Origin of the sequence: Chitinilyticum aquatile DSM 21506, assembly GCF_000430805.1 — a bacterium.
GTDB lineage: Bacteria > Pseudomonadota > Gammaproteobacteria > Burkholderiales > Chitinibacteraceae > Chitinilyticum > Chitinilyticum aquatile.
Genome location: NZ_AUMS01000001.1, coordinates 114,501 through 130,343, shown reverse-complemented (window position 1 = coordinate 130,343; position 15,843 = coordinate 114,501). Strand labels below are relative to the sequence as shown.

Here is a 15,843-nt window from a genome sequence, read left to right as displayed (position 1 = left end):
ATGACAGAGCCGCATCAGGATGAAGTGCTGGAATGGCTGGAAGAAGACGAGCATGTTGCCGAAACAGACATTCAGGCATGGCCGATTCTCGTGGTCGATGATGATGAAGCCGTCCATGCTGCGACACGGCTTGCCCTGCACGGCATTACCATCCAGCATCGCAAGCTGGAACTGACCCATGCCTCCTCGGCGGCCGAGGCGCGCGCACTGCTCGAAACACAGCGCCATTTCGCCGTCATCCTGCTGGACGTCGTCATGGAAAGCGGCCAGGCCGGCCTGGAGCTGGTAGGCGACATCCGCAAGCAGTATGGCATGACCGAATGCCGCATCATTCTGCGTACGGGCCAGCCGGGCTATGCACCGGAAATCGCCGTATTCAACGAATACGACATCAATGATTACCGCACCAAGTCCGAGCTGACACGCACCCGGCTGATCACAGCCATTACCTCGGCGCTGCGCTCCTATGACCAGATACGCACCATCGCCGAAAACCGCCGTGGCCTTGAACTGATTGTCAATGCAGTAGCCGACCTGATGGAAAAGCATGCGCTGACCCAGTTCGCCGAAGGCGTTCTCACCCAGATGACTTCACTGCTGAAGCTGCCACTGGACGGCATCGTCTGCGCGCAGCGAGGCTCCCCGCTCAATAACGAGGATGACCGGCTCTACATTGTCGGCGCGGCAGGCCGCTTGGCCCATCTGATCACCTCTCCTGTGGAAGCACTGCACGAACCGCAAATCGAAGACGCCATCTGCCGTTGCATGACGCAGCAGGCCCATCTCTTCGAGGCGGAAACAACCACGCTGTTCCTGCGCGGCGGCAACCAAGAAGCAGCTGTCTACCTGCACACCGGCAGCGCACTGAGCGAACAGGACCGCCAGCTGGTCGAAGTGTTCGCCGCCAACATCAGCGCCTGCTTTGGCAATGTAAAGCAGGTCGAAATGCTGAACTATGTGGCCTATCACGACGCGCTCACCCGGCTTGCCAATCGCAGCTGCTTCATTCTCTGGCTCGACATCGCTTCACGCGAAAACCGGCCCGGCGAAGTGGTCTGCCTTGTTGATCTGGACCATTTCGCCGACGTCAATGACGGGCTGGGCCACGATGTCGGCAATGCACTGCTTGTAGCCGTCGCCGACCGGCTGGAAGAGCACCTCGGCAGCAGCTGCCGGCTCGCGCGCGCCGGCGCCGACATTTTCGGCCTGCTGGGCCCGGAAGCCCTGCTCAACCCGGCCAATCTGGAACGGATTTTCTCGCAGCCTTTTGCCGTGGGCGAACATCATCTGCCCGTCAGCATCACCAGTGGCTACTGCCGCATGCTCGAAGGTGGCGAGTCGGGCTTCACGCTGCTCAAGCGCGCCAATATCGCGCTCAATCGCGCCAAGAAGCACTACCACGAAAATCATGAATACTTCATGGCCGACATGGAAGACAACACGCGCTGGCGCCTGGAAGTCATCCGTCACCTGCGTCATGATTTCCAGCTCAAGAAACTTCAGGTCTGGTATCAGCCCCAGATCGATCTGGGAAGCAACCGCATCGTCGGTATGGAAGCACTGCTGCGCTGGCCAGGCGAAAGCGGTTTCATCCAGCCGCCATCCGTCTTCATCCCGCTGGCCGAATACTCGGGACTGATTGTCGAGATCGGCGAATGGGTACTTGCCGAAGCTGCTGACGCCTGGCGCAGTCTGCAGGATCTGAACGGTGCGCCGCAGCGCGTTGCCGTCAATGTGAGCATGCCGCAATTCCGCAACCGCCTGCTGATCGACCGCATTGCCGACATTCTCGGCTCGCACCGCCTGCCCCCCACTGCACTTGAGCTTGAAATTACTGAGAGCATCGCCATGGACGAGCCCAAGGTGGTCATTTCGGCACTGGGTGCGCTGAAAGAACTCGGCGTGCGCATTTCGATCGATGATTTTGGCACCGGCTTTTCCTCGCTGGGGCAGTTGCGCGCCCTGCCGATCAACTGCCTCAAGATCGACCAGAGCTTTGTACGCGAAATTGCCGATGGCCGCGGCGGCATGTATGCCGAAACGATTGTCGCACTGGCAGCCAAACTGGGCCTGACCACCATTGCCGAAGGCGTGGAAACCACCGAGCAGGCCGGTTTCCTGCGCGGATTGGGCTGCGACGAAGCGCAAGGCTATCTCTACGCCAAACCAATGCCACTGCCCGCCTTCCGCGAATGGCTGCAGCAACGCAACAATCCGGCACGTTGACGCTTTCGTGCCGGTTTGCCAAAGGCGAACCGGCACACCAGCTGCGGTCAGGAGCCCCCCCTGCAACAGCAGAGCACGAACCGCTGCGGGCGGGGATTTGCGCCACATCACTGAAACCGCTTTTTTCCGGCTTTCCCGGCCATGTCTGCTATAGATGGCTACACATCCGCGCTACAATGCCGCTTTATTTACCCTCGTCCATTCGGGAGCTGTTGCATGACCAAGCTGTTCATTGAAGACCTCGACCTCGCAGGCAAACGTGTTCTGATGCGCGTTGACTTCAACGTGCCGGTAAAAAATGGCGTTGTTGAAAGCGACAAGCGCATCCGCGCGGCTCTGCCGACCATCCGTTACGCACTCGACAAGGGCGCTTCCGTTGTTCTGATGTCCCACCTGGGCCGCCCGAATGGCCAAAAGGTCGAGAAATACAGCCTGGCTCCGGTCGCCACCCGCCTGTCCGAGCTGCTGGGCAAGCCGGTTACTTTCCTGAATGACTGCGTAGGTAGCGAAGTCGAAGCAGCCTGCGCGACGCTTGCAGCCGGCACCGTCGTCCTGCTGGAAAACGTGCGCTTCCATATCGAAGAAGAAGGCAAGGCCAAGGATGCCGATGGCAACAGCGTGAAGGCCGATCCGGCCAAGGTGGCTGAATTCCGCGCCAGCCTCACCAAACTGGGCGACGTATTCGTCAATGATGCTTTCGGCACTGCCCACCGCGCCCACTCCTCGATGGTCGGCGTTGATCTGCCGCGCGCATCGGGCCATCTGCTGAAGAAAGAACTCGACTTCCTCGGCGACGCGGTAAACAAGCCGGTTCGCCCGCTGGTTGCCATCATCGGCGGCTCCAAGATTTCCGGCAAAATTGACGTCATTGAAGCGCTGCTGCCCAAGGTCGACAAGCTGCTGATCGGTGGCGGCATGGCATTCACCTTCCTGAAGGCACAGGGCCATGAAATCGGCCGCTCGCTGTGCGAAAACGACAAGGTTGATCTGGCCCGCGAACTGATGGCCAAGGCCGGCGACAAGCTGGAACTGCCGTCCGACACCATGGTCACCAAAAAGCTGGATTTCGATGCCCGCACGCTCGATGGTCTGGTGCAGGTTGCCTCGACCGCCATTCCGGCAGACCAGGAAGGCGTCGATATCGGTGCCGCCAGCCGTGCCCGCTACGCCGAAATCATCAAGTCGGCCAAAACCGTGCTCTGGAATGGCCCGATGGGCGTCTTCGAAATCGACGCTTCGGCCGAAGGTACCTTCGCCATCGCTCACGCGCTGGTTGAAGCCACTGCAGCCGGCGCCATCACCGTTGTTGGCGGCGGTGATTCGGTTGCCGCCGTGGAAAAGGCCGGCCTGGAAGACAAGGTCTCGCACGTGTCCACCGGCGGTGGTGCATCGCTGGAATTCCTCGAAGGCAAGGCACTGCCGGGCGTGGAAGCACTGAGCGACAAGTAAGCCAGTATTATCTGCTGCAAGAAAAAGCCCCGCACTGCGGGGCTTTTTCTTTACACCATCAGGTATGGGCTTACAGCCCTTCAAATCAAAAGGCTACAAGTACATACCCTGGATTCTCTACTCAGGAACGACGCCAGCTGGTTACGCCCGCCTTGTCTTCCAGCACAATGCCGGCCGCGGCCAGCTCGTCACGGATACGGTCGCCCTCAGTCCAGTTCTTCGCCGCCCGCGCGTCGCGGCGCGCGACAATCGCGGCCTCGATACGCTCGGCGGTCCATTCGCCTTCTCCGCCAGCACCGCCCTGCAGGAAGGCTTGCGGATCGCGCTGCAGCAAACCAAGGATCCCGGCCAGTGCCTTCAGTTCACCCGCCAGTTGTGCGCCCTGCTCGGTACCAGCGTGGCGATTGGCCTCGCTGGCCAGATCGAACAGCACGGCCATCGCATCCGAAGTGGCAAAATCATCATCCATCGCGGCCTTGAAGCGTGCAGCATGCGGTTCGGCCCAATCGATGACCACATCCGCCGGCGCGACGGTATTCAGCGTGGTGTAGAGTCGTGTCAGTGCATTCTTGGCGTCAGTCAGGTGCACGTCGCTGTAGTTCAGCGGGCTGCGGTAATGTGCGCGCAGGATGAAGAAGCGCAGCACTTCGGCATCGAATTTCGCCAGCACGTCACGAATGATGAAGAAGTTGCCCAGGCTCTTCGACATCTTCTCGTTGTCGACGTTGATGAACCCGTTGTGCAGCCAGTAATTCACATACTGGTGGCCGTGCGCACCTTCGCTTTGCGCGATTTCATTTTCATGGTGCGGGAATTGCAGATCCTCGCCACCACCGTGAATGTCGAAATGCTCGCCCAGATGGTGGCAGCTCATTGCCGAACATTCGATATGCCAGCCCGGACGCCCCTTGCCCCAGGGCGAATCCCATTTCACCTCAGCCGGCTCATCGGCCTTTGCGGCCTTCCACAGCACGAAATCACGCGGGTCACGCTTGTTGGGATCGACTTCTACCCGCTCGCCCGCGCGCTGCTCGTCGAAATCCTTGCGCGAGAGCTTGCCGTAGCCATCGAAATCCTTCACGGAGTAATACACGTCGCCATTCGGCGCGCTGTAGGCGATGCCCTTGTCAAACAGTTTGCCAATAATGGCCTGCATGCCACCAACATGCTCGGTCGCTTTGGGCTCATGATCGGGACGGATGACGCCGAGTGCGGCAAAATCCTCGTTCATCGCCGCAATGAAGCGCTCGGTCAGGTTCTGGATGGGCTCGCCGTTTTCCACGGCCCGCTTGATGATCTTGTCGTCGATGTCCGTGATGTTGCGCACGTAGTTCACGTGGTAGCCCGAACTGCGCAGCCAGCGCGCCACCATGTCGAACACCACCACCATGCGCGCATGCCCGATGTGACAGTAGTCGTACACCGTCATGCCGCACACGTACATGTTCACGTGTCCGGGGGTAATCGGCTTGAAGACTTCTTTCTGGCGGCTAAGGGTGTTGTAGAGCGACAGCATGAGTGGCAGTCCGGCGTTGGCAAAACAGCAATTCTAGCAAATGCGTCAAGAGCACGTATGGCGACTTCCCGCACGCGGGATTATCGCAACGAGACTGAAGCAACAAGAGCATGGGTATACCCATACAGCCCCAGATCTGAAATGGCTACGATCATATACCCATGAAAAAAACCCGCCGCAGCGGGTCTTTTTCATGGGCAGAGGCTACCTCAGTTGCGCTCGACCGCCAGCGCAACCCCCATGCCGCCGCCGATACACAAGGTGGCGATGCCCTTCTTGGCGTCACGGCGCACCATTTCGTGCAGCAGGGTGACCAGCACGCGGCAACCGGACGCACCGATCGGGTGGCCCAGTGCAATCGCACCGCCGTTCACGTTCACCTTGTCCATATCCCACTGCATTTCGCGGGCCACACCCAGCGCCTGGGCGGCAAAGGCTTCGTTGGCCTCGATCAGGTCAACCTCTTCCAGCTTCCAGCCGGCACGCTCCAGCACACGCTTGGTGGCCGGTACCGGACCCATGCCCATGATGCTCGGATCAACACCGGCGGAGGCAGCGGCACGGATCGTCGCCAGCGGCTTCAGGCCCAGTGCGGCAGCTTTTTCAGCCGTCATCAGCATGACGGCAGCAGCGCCGTCATTGATGCCCGATGCATTGCCGGCGGTGACGGTGCCTTCCTTGTCAAAGGCCGCCCGCAGCTTGCCCAGCCCTTCTGCCGTCACATTGGTCTTGATGAATTCATCGCTGGCAAACACCACCGGATCACCCTTTTTCTGCGGAATCACGACCGGAGTGATTTCATCCGCAAAGCGACCGGCAGCTTGTGCTGCGGCTGCTTTTTGCTGGCTGGCCAGGGCCAGTGCATCCTGCTCTTCACGGGTAATGCCGTATTTTTTGGCGATGTTTTCAGCGGTGACACCCATGTGGTAGCCCTGATACACGTCGGTCAGGCCGTCGTACACCATGCTGTCCACCAGCGAGGCATTGCCCATGCGGAAGCCGTCACGGCTGCCATTGAGCAAGTGCGGCGAGGCGCTCATGTTTTCCTGACCACCGGCAATGACGATTTCATTGTCGCCGGACAGGATGGACTGCATGCCCAGTGCGACGGCCTTGAGACCGGAGCCGCAGACCTGGTTGATGGTCAGGGCAGGAACGGCATCGGGAATACCTGCCTTGCGCAAGGCCTGGCGCGCTGGATTCTGGCCAAGGCCGGCAGTCAACACATTGCCCATGATCACTTCGCTGACCGCTTCCGGCGCAACGCCGGTTTTGGCGAGCAGGTCGCGAATGATGATGGCACCCAGTTCAGGGGCAGATACCTTGGCAAGGCTACCGCCAAAGTTACCGAGGGCCGTACGCTGCGCAGCAACGATCACGATATCAGTCATATTAAAACTCCGTTTTTATGAATATTTCTATAGAGAGTCAGGTATTGGTAATTAACTACATCACAACTAGAATTTTGGTGCAAGATTAAATGCGCTCTTTCACATAGCGACCTGGAGCCGGCTCGATCTCCTTGAATTTGGCAGTGCCCGGCTTCTTGGGAGCAGCAACCTGCGCGCCGGAGTGCTGCACCAGCCATTGCGTCCAGTCCTGCCACCAGCTGCCCGGGCGGGATTCCGCACCTTCAAACCACTGCTCAGGGTCTTTTGGCAAGTTTTCGTTGATCCAGTAATTGCGCTTGTTGGTCGTCACCGGATTGATCGCGCCGGCGATATGGCCGGACGCGCCCAGCACGAAGCGGATCGGGCCGCTGAAGATGCCAGTGGTGTGATATGCCGATTGCCAGGGAACGATGTGATCCTCGCGGGCGGCAAAAATGTAGGTGGGCAAATCAACCTTGGTCAGGTCAATCGGCACTCCGCACAGGCTGAATGAGTTCGGTTTGGTGAGGTTGTTTTCCAGATACATGTTGCGCAGGAAGAAGGTATGCATCGGCAGCGCGAGGTTGGCGCCGTCGTTGTTCCAGTACAACAGGTCAAACGGCGGCGGGGTCTGGCCTTTCAGGTAATTGTTGACGACGTAATTCCAGATCAGATCGTTGGCACGCAGCGAGGCAAACGTGCGGGCCAGCTCCTTGCCGGACACCACGCCACCGCGCGCCATCTGGGTTTCGCGCTGGATGACCGTATTCCAGTCGAAGCAGTGCTTGATATCGCCCGGCTCAGTGTGATCGAGCATCACCGTCATCAGCGTAACGGATTCGAACCAGTCAAGACCGCGGTGCTGCATGACCGGGATGGACGTCGTCACCAGTTCACCGCCAATGCAGAACGAGAGCACATTCATCTTGTCGCGACCGGATGCTTCGCGCACGACGCGGGCAGCTTCCAGCACCCCCATTTCGATGTAATCATCCCAGCGCAGGTGGCCAAGTTCCGGCGTGATGGATTTCCATGACACCAGATAGGTCGTGTAACCCTGGCTGACGATGTAGCGCATCATGGAATTGTCCGGCTGCAGATCCATGATGTAGTACTTGTTCACGCAAGGCGGCACCACCAGCAAGGGGCGATCGTAGACCTTGGGGGTCGAGGCCGCGTACTGGATGAGCTGGAAGAGTTCGTTCTCGAAAATGACGCTGCCCGGAGTAATGGCCAGATTGCCGCCGACTTCAAACTTTTCTTCGTCGGTCATCGTGATCGTGCCGCGCTCCATATCGGCCAGCAGCTTCTTCATCCCTTCCTGCAAGCTTTCACCCTTGGTTTCCACCGCGCGCTTGAGGACCTCCGGATTGGTCAGCGCAAAATTGGACGGGCTGATGGCATCGACAAACTGGCGGGTGAAAAAGGCGATTTTTTCGCGGGTAGCATCATCAGAATGACTGGTATCAGCAAGATTCATCAGCCACTGACTGGTAATCAGGTAATTCTGCTTGATGTAATCAAACAGCGGGGTTTCCCATTCCGGGGCCTTGAAGCGGCGATCATTCTTGTCATGAGCCACTTTTTCAGCAGCCGGTTTCGCACCGATCATCCCCAGCCAGAGATCCAGGTGCTGCTGGTAGTAATTGGTGTGATGCTCCAGCCATTGCCCGTGCGTCTGGGAAAAATGCTGGATCAGGTCATGCATCATGGTGACCGGCTGGGCCGGGGTTGCCGTGGCATTGCTCGAGTTGATCCAGCCTTGCATCCATTGCTGGTTGGCCAGAGTCAACTGTTTGAAAAAGGTATCCAGGGCAGGGTTTGACAGCACAATCTTCTCCGTTGCGATTAAGGGCAGCAATTGATTCTAGCAAGCAACTTGTGCATTGCAACATTCACAACACATTCAGGTGATGAAAGCGCGATGAAATTCTAAAGTTGAATCTGCAGATTCATTTCATAACCCTTGTTTTAACATGACATTTGCCGGATTCGTGCGTAAAATCAGTAAGAACTGATACGCGTTGTTTTTTGGAGTCGACGATGCAAAAAGCCTTGCTTCGTGTTTTTACCCTGATCGTGAGCGCCAGCCTGGCGATCACCGCCCATGCATCCGGCACCCCCTCCTCGACCAGTAAATCCAAACAGACCAAAGCGTCGTCGTCGAGTAAATCACAGACGGCGAGCAAGAATAAGAAAACCAAAACCGCCGAAAAATCAAAGAAGAGCAAGACATCAGTCAAGAAGGAAGCCGTTGCCAAAGCGCGTAGTGAAGTCGCGGTAACACGAGTAGTGGCAACAGAGAGCACGCTGGACAACCCCGGCCTGCGTTCGGCCAATGCGCTGATCATGAACGCGCTCAACGGCCAGATCATGTACGAGAAAAATGCCGATCGTCCGACACCGATTGCCTCGATCACCAAGGTGATGACGGCAATGGTGGTGCTGGATGCCAAGCTGCCGCTCAACGAGCTGCTCACCATCAATGACGATGACATCGACTATCTGAAAAACACCACCTCCCGCCTGGCCGTCGGCACCGAGCTGACCCGCGGGGAAATGCTGCTGCTGGCGCTGATGTCGTCAGAAAACCGTGCCGCGTCTGCGCTTGGGCGCCACTACCCGGGCGGCCGGGCAGCATTCCTCCAGAAAATGAACGAGAAAGCCCTGCAACTGGGGATGACTCACACGCGCTTTCTGGACAGCAACGGTCTGAATCCGGGCAATGTATCCACGCCGCGCGATCTGGCGCTGATGGTGAAAGCCGCAGCCCGCTATCCGGAAATCCAGCAATTTTCCACCAGCAGCGAGTACATCCTGACCTCCAATCTCAGCGGACGCGAACTCACCTTCCGCAACACCAATCCGCTCGTCAAATCGGAAGACTGGGAAATCAGCCTGACCAAAACCGGCTACATCAGCGAAGCTGGCCGCTGCCTGGTCATGCAGGCCATGATCAATGGCGCACCGGTTGTCATGGTGCTGATGGATTCGGACGGCAAACAGTCACGCATCGGCGATGCCCAGCGTGTCAAGAAATGGCTGGAGCTGTTCAATCAGCAGGCAGTGGTGCATCGGGCGGGCTGACCGCATGATGCACAACAAAAAAGGACTTCGCTCGCGAAGTCCTTTTTTGTTGTCACCTGCTGCTCACGCAAAGGTATCGACACTCTGCCCGAGATGCGCCGGATTGACCGTGGTCTGCGCAGGCTGGGGGATGGATGCCAGCAAGCTCAGCGTGGTCTGCGACTGGATGTCCAGTGCCTTGCGCAGCATGATGTTTGGCACCGGGTCGTACGGACTGGCACTGCTGGCAGCGCCAACGATGGATTGATCCATGCTCGCCTCATCGATATCGAATTTCTGACACAGCAACTATACGCCCTTTCCCGGCATGCCGCAGCCGTATTGGGAAAAGGCAGGCAGCGCAAACGGCGCGAAGTCAGTAAAATGCCGCCATGACTACACCTGCCTTCATTCACCTCCGCTTTCACTCCGAATTTTCCGTCACCGATGGCATCGTCCGCATCGACGATGCCATCGCCCGCGCCAAGCAGCTTGGCATGCCGGCCATCGGCAGCGCCGACCTGATGAACCTGTTCGGCATGGTCAAGCATTACAAGGCCTGCCGCAGCGCCGGCATCAAACCGATTATCGGTGTCGATGCCTGGATCGAAAATGAGGAAGACCTCGCCGCCCCGACCCGCGTCCAGCTGATCTGCAGGAATCGTGCGGGTTATGGCCGACTGTGCGAATTGCTCACTCGCGCCTATCTGGAAAACCAGCAGCGCGAACAGGCGGAGCTGAAAAAAGCCTGGCTGGAAAATGGCGACAACAGCGGACTGATCTGCCTGTCCGGCGCACATCAGGGCGAAATCGGGCTGGCGCTGCTCGCGGGTAACGATGCGCTGGCAGAAGAGCTGGCAGGCTGGTGGTCGCAACGCTTCCCGGATGCGTTCTATCTGGAGCTGCAGCGCTCCGGCAAACCGGAATGCGAAGCAAGCATACAGGGCCACCTATGGCTCGCAGGCCAAATGAATCTGCCGGTTGTAGCCACACACCCCATACAATTCATGGAGCCGGACGATTTCAAGGCGCATGAGGCACGCTGCTGCATCGCACAGGGCTACGTGATGGCCGACAAGCGCCGGCCGAGGCTGTTTACCGAAGAACAGTATTTCAAGACGCCGGAGCAGATGGCCACGCTGTTTTCCGACATCCCGGAAGCACTGGCGAATACCGTCACCATTGCCCAGCGCTGCAATCTGAACGTGCAGCTGGGCAAGAACTTCCTGCCGGATTTCCCCACCCCGCCGGGAATGACGCTGGACGACTATCTGGTGCATCTGGCCAAGGAAGGCCTGGAAAAACGCTTGGCCCAGCTCTACCCGGACGAGGAAAAGCGCAATGCCGAGCGGCCGCGCTATCTGGACCGGCTGAAGTTCGAAACCGACACCATCATCCAGATGGGCTTCCCGGGCTACTTCCTTATCGTGGCGGACTTTATCGTCTGGGGCAAACAGAATGGCTGCCCGGTCGGCCCGGGCCGTGGCTCGGGCGCGGGCTCACTGGTGGCCTATGCGCTCGGCATTACCGACATCGATCCGACGGCGTATGCCCTGCTGTTCGAACGCTTTCTGAATCCCGAACGCGTCTCGATGCCGGACTTTGACATCGACTTCTGCCAGGACAACCGCTGGCGCGTGATCGAATACGTGCGCGAAAAATACGGTGCCGAGGCTGTAAGCCAGATTGCCACCTTTGGCACCATGGCCGCCAAGGCCGTGGTGCGCGACGTCGGCCGCGTGCTCGATCTGCCCTACATGTTCTGCGACGGGCTGTCCAAGCTGATTCCGGCGGCGCCCGGCAAGCACTTCAGCCTCGATGATGCCTACGAGATGGTGCCGGAACTGAAGGAGCGCGTCGACAACGAGGACGAAGTCAAACAGCTGTGGGAGCTGGCGAAAAAGCTCGAAGGCATGACGCGCAATATCGGCATGCACGCCGGTGGCGTACTGATTGCTCCGGGCAAGATCACCGATTTCTGTCCGGTCTATCAGGCCAGCGGCGCCGATGCCTCGCCGGTATCGATGCTCGACAAGGATGACGTCGAGCAAATTGGGCTCGTGAAGTTCGACTTTCTGGGCCTCAGAAACCTGACGATTATCGAACTCGCGCTGCAGTACATCCAGAAGCAGACCGGCGAATACCTTGACCTGATGAGTCTGGGTTTTGAAGATCAGGCCGCGTATCAGGTGTTCCGCGATGCCAATACCACCGGGGTATTCCAGGTGGAATCGGACGGCATGAAACGCCTGCTGGAAAAGCTGCAGCCCGACCGTTTCGAAGACATCATCGCGGTACTGGCGCTCTACCGTCCTGGCCCGCTGGGCTCGGGCATGGTCGACACCTTCATCAACCGCAAGAAGGGCCTGGAAGAGCCTGACTACTTCCACCCCGACCTGGAAAAATGCCTGGAGCCGACCTACGGCGTGATCGTGTACCAGGAACAGGTGATGCAGATCTCGCAGATCATCGGCGGCTACACGCTGGGTGGCGCCGACATGCTGCGCCGCGCGATGGGCAAGAAAAAGCCCGAGGAAATGGCCAAGCACCGCAGCACCATTGCCGAGGGCGCGGCGAAAAAGGGCTATGACCCGGCTCTGGCCGAAATGCTGTTCGACCTGATGACCAAGTTCGCCGAGTATGGCTTCAACAAGTCGCACACGGCCGCCTATGCGGTGGTCAGCTATCACACTGCCTGGCTGAAGGCGCATTATCCCGCCGCCTTCATGGCCGCCACCATGTCCTCCGAACTGGACAACACCGACCAGCTGAAAATTTTCTACGATGACTGCGTCGAGAAAAACAGGCTGGAATTGCTGGCGCCGGATGTGAACCAGAGCTTTTACCGCTTTGTTCCGGTTGGGAAGACCCAGATCCGCTACGCGCTGGGCGCCATCAAGGGCGTGGGCGAAGGCGCAATCGAGATGATCGTGAAAGAACGCGAGGCCAACGGCCCGTTCACCGATCTCTACGACTTCTGCCGGCGCACCGACAAGAAGGAAGTCAACAAGCGCGTAATCGAAGCACTGATCCGCGGCGGCGCCTTCGACGCGATTGACGACCACCGTGCACGCCTGCTGGCCAATGTCGAGCAGGCCATGTCGCTAGCGGAGACTGAGGCCGCCAACAAAAACCAGGGCTCGCTGTTCGACCTACTGGAAGCCGATGACACGCCCGGCGTGGAAATGATCGAAGTGCCGCGCTGGGATGACAAGACCAAACTGGCGGAAGAAAAAACGGCGGTCGGTTTCTACCTGTCCGGCCACCCTTTCGATGCACACGCCAAATCCATCCGGCCATTCCTGAAAACCCGGCTCGACCGGCTGCAGCCGAAAAAAGAACTGCAGACCATCGCGGGTATCGTAAGCGGCCTGCGCATCAAGGACGGCGATCGCGGCCGCATGGCTTTCGTGCAGATCGACGACGGTTACGGCAAGCTGGAAGTCTCGGTATTCAGCGAGGTGTACGAGGCCAATCGCAACAAGCTGCGCTCGGATGTCCTGCTGGTCATCGAAGGCAAAATCAGTGAAGACCGCTTCAATGGCGGTGTGCGCGTGATCGCCGACCGCATACTGGACGTGGCCGAGGCACGCAGCCGCTTCACACAGGGCATCCGCCTCGACATCGATCAGGACAAGGCGGATACCGAACACCTGAAAACCCTGCTCGGCCCTTACCGTTCGGAAGCCGGCTGCCCGGTCATCCTTGCCTATGCCAACAGCAAGGCCGAGTGCCAGATCCGGCTGTCATCTGAGTGGCTGGTGCTGCTGCACGATGAGCTGCTAGCCTCGCTGCAGCAATGGCTGGGTGAAAAGCAGGTCCGCCTGCTCAGTCACTGACAGGAAAAACCGCAATGCATGCGCAGCGTTTCAGGGTCTATGGCAGGGTGCAGGGTGTCGGATTCCGTTACAGCACCTGCCTGGCGGCGCTGCGTCTGGGGCTGGCCGGCTGGGTGCGCAATCGCCTTGACGGCAGTGTGGAAGTTCATGCTGAAGGAACTCCGGAGCAGCTGCGTGCGCTCGCGGCCTGGCTGCAGAAAGGACCACCGGCAGCCAGAGTCGAGCGGGTCCAAACGGATGAATGTCCGCTGGAAGGCCTGCAGGATTTCGCGGAACACGCTACGCGCTAGCTCAACACCTGCATTCTACAGCCATACCATATACATCAACCCGTATATACCCACAGCCTCTTCAACCAAAGAGCTACAGGCATATACCCGCCGCAATCATGGCGTAACACCAGAAGCTTGGCGTGGCGGCTGGCCGGTAATGCCACGGGCTGGATCGAACCAGCGCGAAAACCACTTGAAGGTGCGGCGATAGGCATCGCCCGCCGCATCGTTCGCGGCACCCGCAGTACCATTGCCCGGATGGCTGCCACCGGCATCGCCGCGATGTTCATTCTGGCGGTCGGGCCGTTCGACATCGGGCACCGGGCCGGCAACACCGACAACATGGAATAGATCCTGGCGGGTCACCGCAGCCAGCTTCCGGCACGCGTCCGCTGCTGCAGACTGCCGGCCAGATTCACCGACCAGCACCAGCGTGGGGGCAATCACATGGTAATCCCTGGAGGTCCTGACTTTTATACATTGCGGCTCGAATGCCACCGCCGCCTTGAGGCCCGGATTGCTGCGCGCCATCAGCTTGAGCGTTACGGTCGCACCCTGCCCCCAGCCCAGCACGCCAAGGCGGTTGCCATCAATTTCGCGCCGTGCATTCAGCCAGGACAAGGCATGCTGTGCATCATTGGCACGGATACCGGCAGAAGGAACTTTTTTCTTGCGTGCGCCCGAACACGCATTGCGGACATTGCGTTTGCCATAGCTGTCCAGCAACAGCACCGCATAGCCCATTTCCTGCAGCAGGTCTTTCATGTGGGTAAAGCGGCTGCCAACCTCGCCATCGGCGGCATACAGCCCGCCGCAACCGTGCAGCATCAGGATGGCCGGCGCCAGCACATGAGACTGCCCCTGCGGGGGATAGTATTCACCGCTGAGAACAATGTTGCCAGCCGGAATCCGGACCGGCTCTGCGCGAGCCGTGTGCACAAGGAAAAAGCCCAGCAGGAAAAACAAGACGCGCACGAAAACTCCGATTTGCTACAGCAGGTACAACCGAAAAAGCCCCCGATTATAACCGCATCGCCCCGTCTTCCGGGAAAAAGCTGACAATCCAATACAGGCTGCTTCGTATTTCGTATGCGAAAACAGCCGCCACTGGCGGCTGTTCATGGGTCAGACCTGCCCGGGCGGGCTTACAGCACGACGTCGCGAGAAACGCCATAGCGGCGCAGGATACGGCGCAACTGCTCCAGTGCCTCGATCTGGATCTGGCGCACCCGTTCTCGCGTGAGATTGAGATGCGCAGCAAGATCTTCCAGCGTACAGATTTCGTAGCCGTTGAGGCCGTAGCGGCGCTCGATCACCATGCGCTGCTTGTCGTTGAGCTGCTTGAGCCATTCGCGTACATAGCGCTCGACCTCGGCCCCCTGCAGGATGGCTTCCGGGCCTTCGTTCTGCTCGTCGGGGATCGACTCGCCAATGGTCAGCATCGGGTCGATATCCAGTGGCGCATCCAGCGAAGCGACCCGTTCGTTCAGACCCAGCACCCGGCGCACGTCCTCCACCGGCTTGCCCACCAGCTCGGCCACTTCTTCCACACTGGGATCGCGACCGAGGTGGGCTTCAAGATGGCGCTGCGCACGCAGATAGACGTTCAGCTCCTTGATGACATGCACCGGCAGGCGGATGGTGCGGGACTGGTTCATGATCGCCCGCTCGATCGACTGGCGGATCCACCAGGTGGCGTAGGTGGAGAAACGGAAACCACGCTCGGGGTCGAACTTCTCCAGCGCATGCATCAGGCCGATATTGCCTTCCTCGATCAGGTCCAGCAGCGTCATGCCGCGGTTGATGTAATGCTTGGCAATATTCACGACCAGCCGCAGATTGTGCTGGATCATCTTTTGCCTGGCAGCGAAATCGCCCTGCACGACGCGACGGGAAAGCTCACGCTCCTCGTCGGGTTTGAGCAGCGGACTCTGCCCGATTTCATTGAGGTAAATCTGGGTTACGTCAGCCGTCGACTCGGTCGCGTAGACCTCTACCTCCTCGGCACGCTCCAGATCAAGTTCGGCGTCGCTCTCATCCTCGGCCTCACCTGCCTCTGCTTCCAGTAATTCTTCATTCTCTAGAATGTCGATTTGTTCGCTCAT

11 protein-coding genes are annotated in these 15,843 nt (G+C 59.0%); 5 read left to right on the top strand and 6 right to left on the bottom strand.

From position 1 onward, the window contains the following. Entirely contained in the window at nt 1–2,226 is a 2,226-nt protein-coding gene (locus H559_RS0100625; RefSeq protein WP_051278779.1) for a two-component system response regulator, read from the top strand. Nucleotides 2,227–2,442: 216 nt separating this feature from the next. After that, a complete protein-coding gene (locus H559_RS0100620) occupies nt 2,443–3,675 on the top strand; it encodes a phosphoglycerate kinase (protein ID WP_028451076.1) in 1,233 nt (410 codons plus the stop codon). Between the two features lie 121 nt (nt 3,676–3,796). Here the strand turns inward: H559_RS0100620 and cysS are convergent, their stop codons facing one another. The 3 genes from cysS to H559_RS0100605 form a co-directional block, all read right to left on the bottom strand. After that, on the bottom strand, nt 3,797–5,191 hold the full coding sequence (gene cysS / locus H559_RS0100615; RefSeq protein WP_028451075.1) for a cysteine--tRNA ligase: 1,395 nt from the start codon (nt 5,189–5,191) through the stop codon (nt 3,797–3,799). Nucleotides 5,192–5,400: 209 nt separating this feature from the next. Next, a complete protein-coding gene (locus H559_RS0100610) occupies nt 5,401–6,582 on the bottom strand; it encodes an acetyl-CoA C-acetyltransferase (RefSeq protein WP_028451074.1) in 1,182 nt (393 codons plus the stop codon). Nucleotides 6,583–6,667: 85 nt separating this feature from the next. Further along, nucleotides 6,668–8,392 carry a PHA/PHB synthase family protein gene (locus tag H559_RS0100605; protein WP_028451073.1) on the bottom strand — a complete coding sequence of 575 codons (1,725 nt, stop codon included), beginning with the start codon at nt 8,390–8,392 and terminating at the stop codon, nt 6,668–6,670. Nucleotides 8,393–8,604: 212 nt separating this feature from the next. Here H559_RS0100605 and pbpG point away from each other — a divergent pair, with 212 nt between their 5' ends. Beyond that, the gene (gene pbpG / locus H559_RS0100600; protein ID WP_028451072.1) at nt 8,605–9,648 is read left to right on the top strand and encodes a D-alanyl-D-alanine endopeptidase; all 1,044 of its coding nucleotides are present in this window, start codon (nt 8,605–8,607) and stop codon (nt 9,646–9,648) included. Between the two features lie 63 nt (nt 9,649–9,711). On the opposite strand, the gene H559_RS0100595 is transcribed toward pbpG, so the two are convergent. Continuing rightward, nucleotides 9,712–9,900: a putative motility protein gene (locus H559_RS0100595; RefSeq protein WP_028451071.1), complete on the bottom strand. Its 189-nt coding sequence runs from the start codon at nt 9,898–9,900 to the stop codon at nt 9,712–9,714. 119 nt (nt 9,901–10,019) lie between these two features. Between H559_RS0100595 and dnaE the strand changes: the two genes are divergently transcribed. After that, entirely contained in the window at nt 10,020–13,466 is a 3,447-nt protein-coding gene (gene dnaE / locus H559_RS0100590) for a DNA polymerase III subunit alpha (RefSeq protein WP_028451070.1), read from the top strand. A 14-nt stretch (nt 13,467–13,480) separates the two neighbouring features. After that, a complete protein-coding gene (gene yccX, locus H559_RS0100585; protein ID WP_028451069.1) occupies nt 13,481–13,756 on the top strand; it encodes an acylphosphatase in 276 nt (91 codons plus the stop codon). A 96-nt stretch (nt 13,757–13,852) separates the two neighbouring features. Here yccX and H559_RS0100580 read toward each other — a convergent pair whose 3' ends face one another. Further along, nucleotides 13,853–14,713, bottom strand: a complete 861-nt coding sequence (locus H559_RS0100580) for a dienelactone hydrolase family protein (protein WP_028451068.1) — start codon at nt 14,711–14,713, stop codon at nt 13,853–13,855. Between the two features lie 170 nt (nt 14,714–14,883). Further along, nucleotides 14,884–15,843, bottom strand: coding sequence for an RNA polymerase sigma factor RpoS (gene rpoS / locus H559_RS0100575; protein WP_028451067.1), 960 nt, complete (start codon nt 15,841–15,843; stop codon nt 14,884–14,886).

Bases quoted from the DNA above. Each gene is read 5' to 3' on its own strand.
- H559_RS0100625 (WP_051278779.1), top strand. From the start codon at position 1: ATGACAGAGCCGCATCAGGATGAAGTGCTGGAATGGCTGGAAGAAGAC.
- H559_RS0100620 (WP_028451076.1), top strand. From the start codon at position 2,443: ATGACCAAGCTGTTCATTGAAGACCTCGACCTCGCAGGCAAACGTGTT.
- cysS (WP_028451075.1), bottom strand. From the start codon at position 5,191: ATGCTGTCGCTCTACAACACCCTTAGCCGCCAGAAAGAAGTCTTCAAG.
- H559_RS0100610 (WP_028451074.1), bottom strand. From the start codon at position 6,582: ATGACTGATATCGTGATCGTTGCTGCGCAGCGTACGGCCCTCGGTAAC.
- pbpG (WP_028451072.1), top strand. From the start codon at position 8,605: ATGCAAAAAGCCTTGCTTCGTGTTTTTACCCTGATCGTGAGCGCCAGC.
- H559_RS0100595 (WP_028451071.1), bottom strand. From the start codon at position 9,900: ATGGATCAATCCATCGTTGGCGCTGCCAGCAGTGCCAGTCCGTACGAC.
- dnaE (WP_028451070.1), top strand. From the start codon at position 10,020: ATGACTACACCTGCCTTCATTCACCTCCGCTTTCACTCCGAATTTTCC.
- yccX (WP_028451069.1), top strand. From the start codon at position 13,481: ATGCATGCGCAGCGTTTCAGGGTCTATGGCAGGGTGCAGGGTGTCGGA.
- rpoS (WP_028451067.1), bottom strand. From the start codon at position 15,843: ATGAGCGAACAAATCGACATTCTAGAGAATGAAGAATTACTGGAAGCA.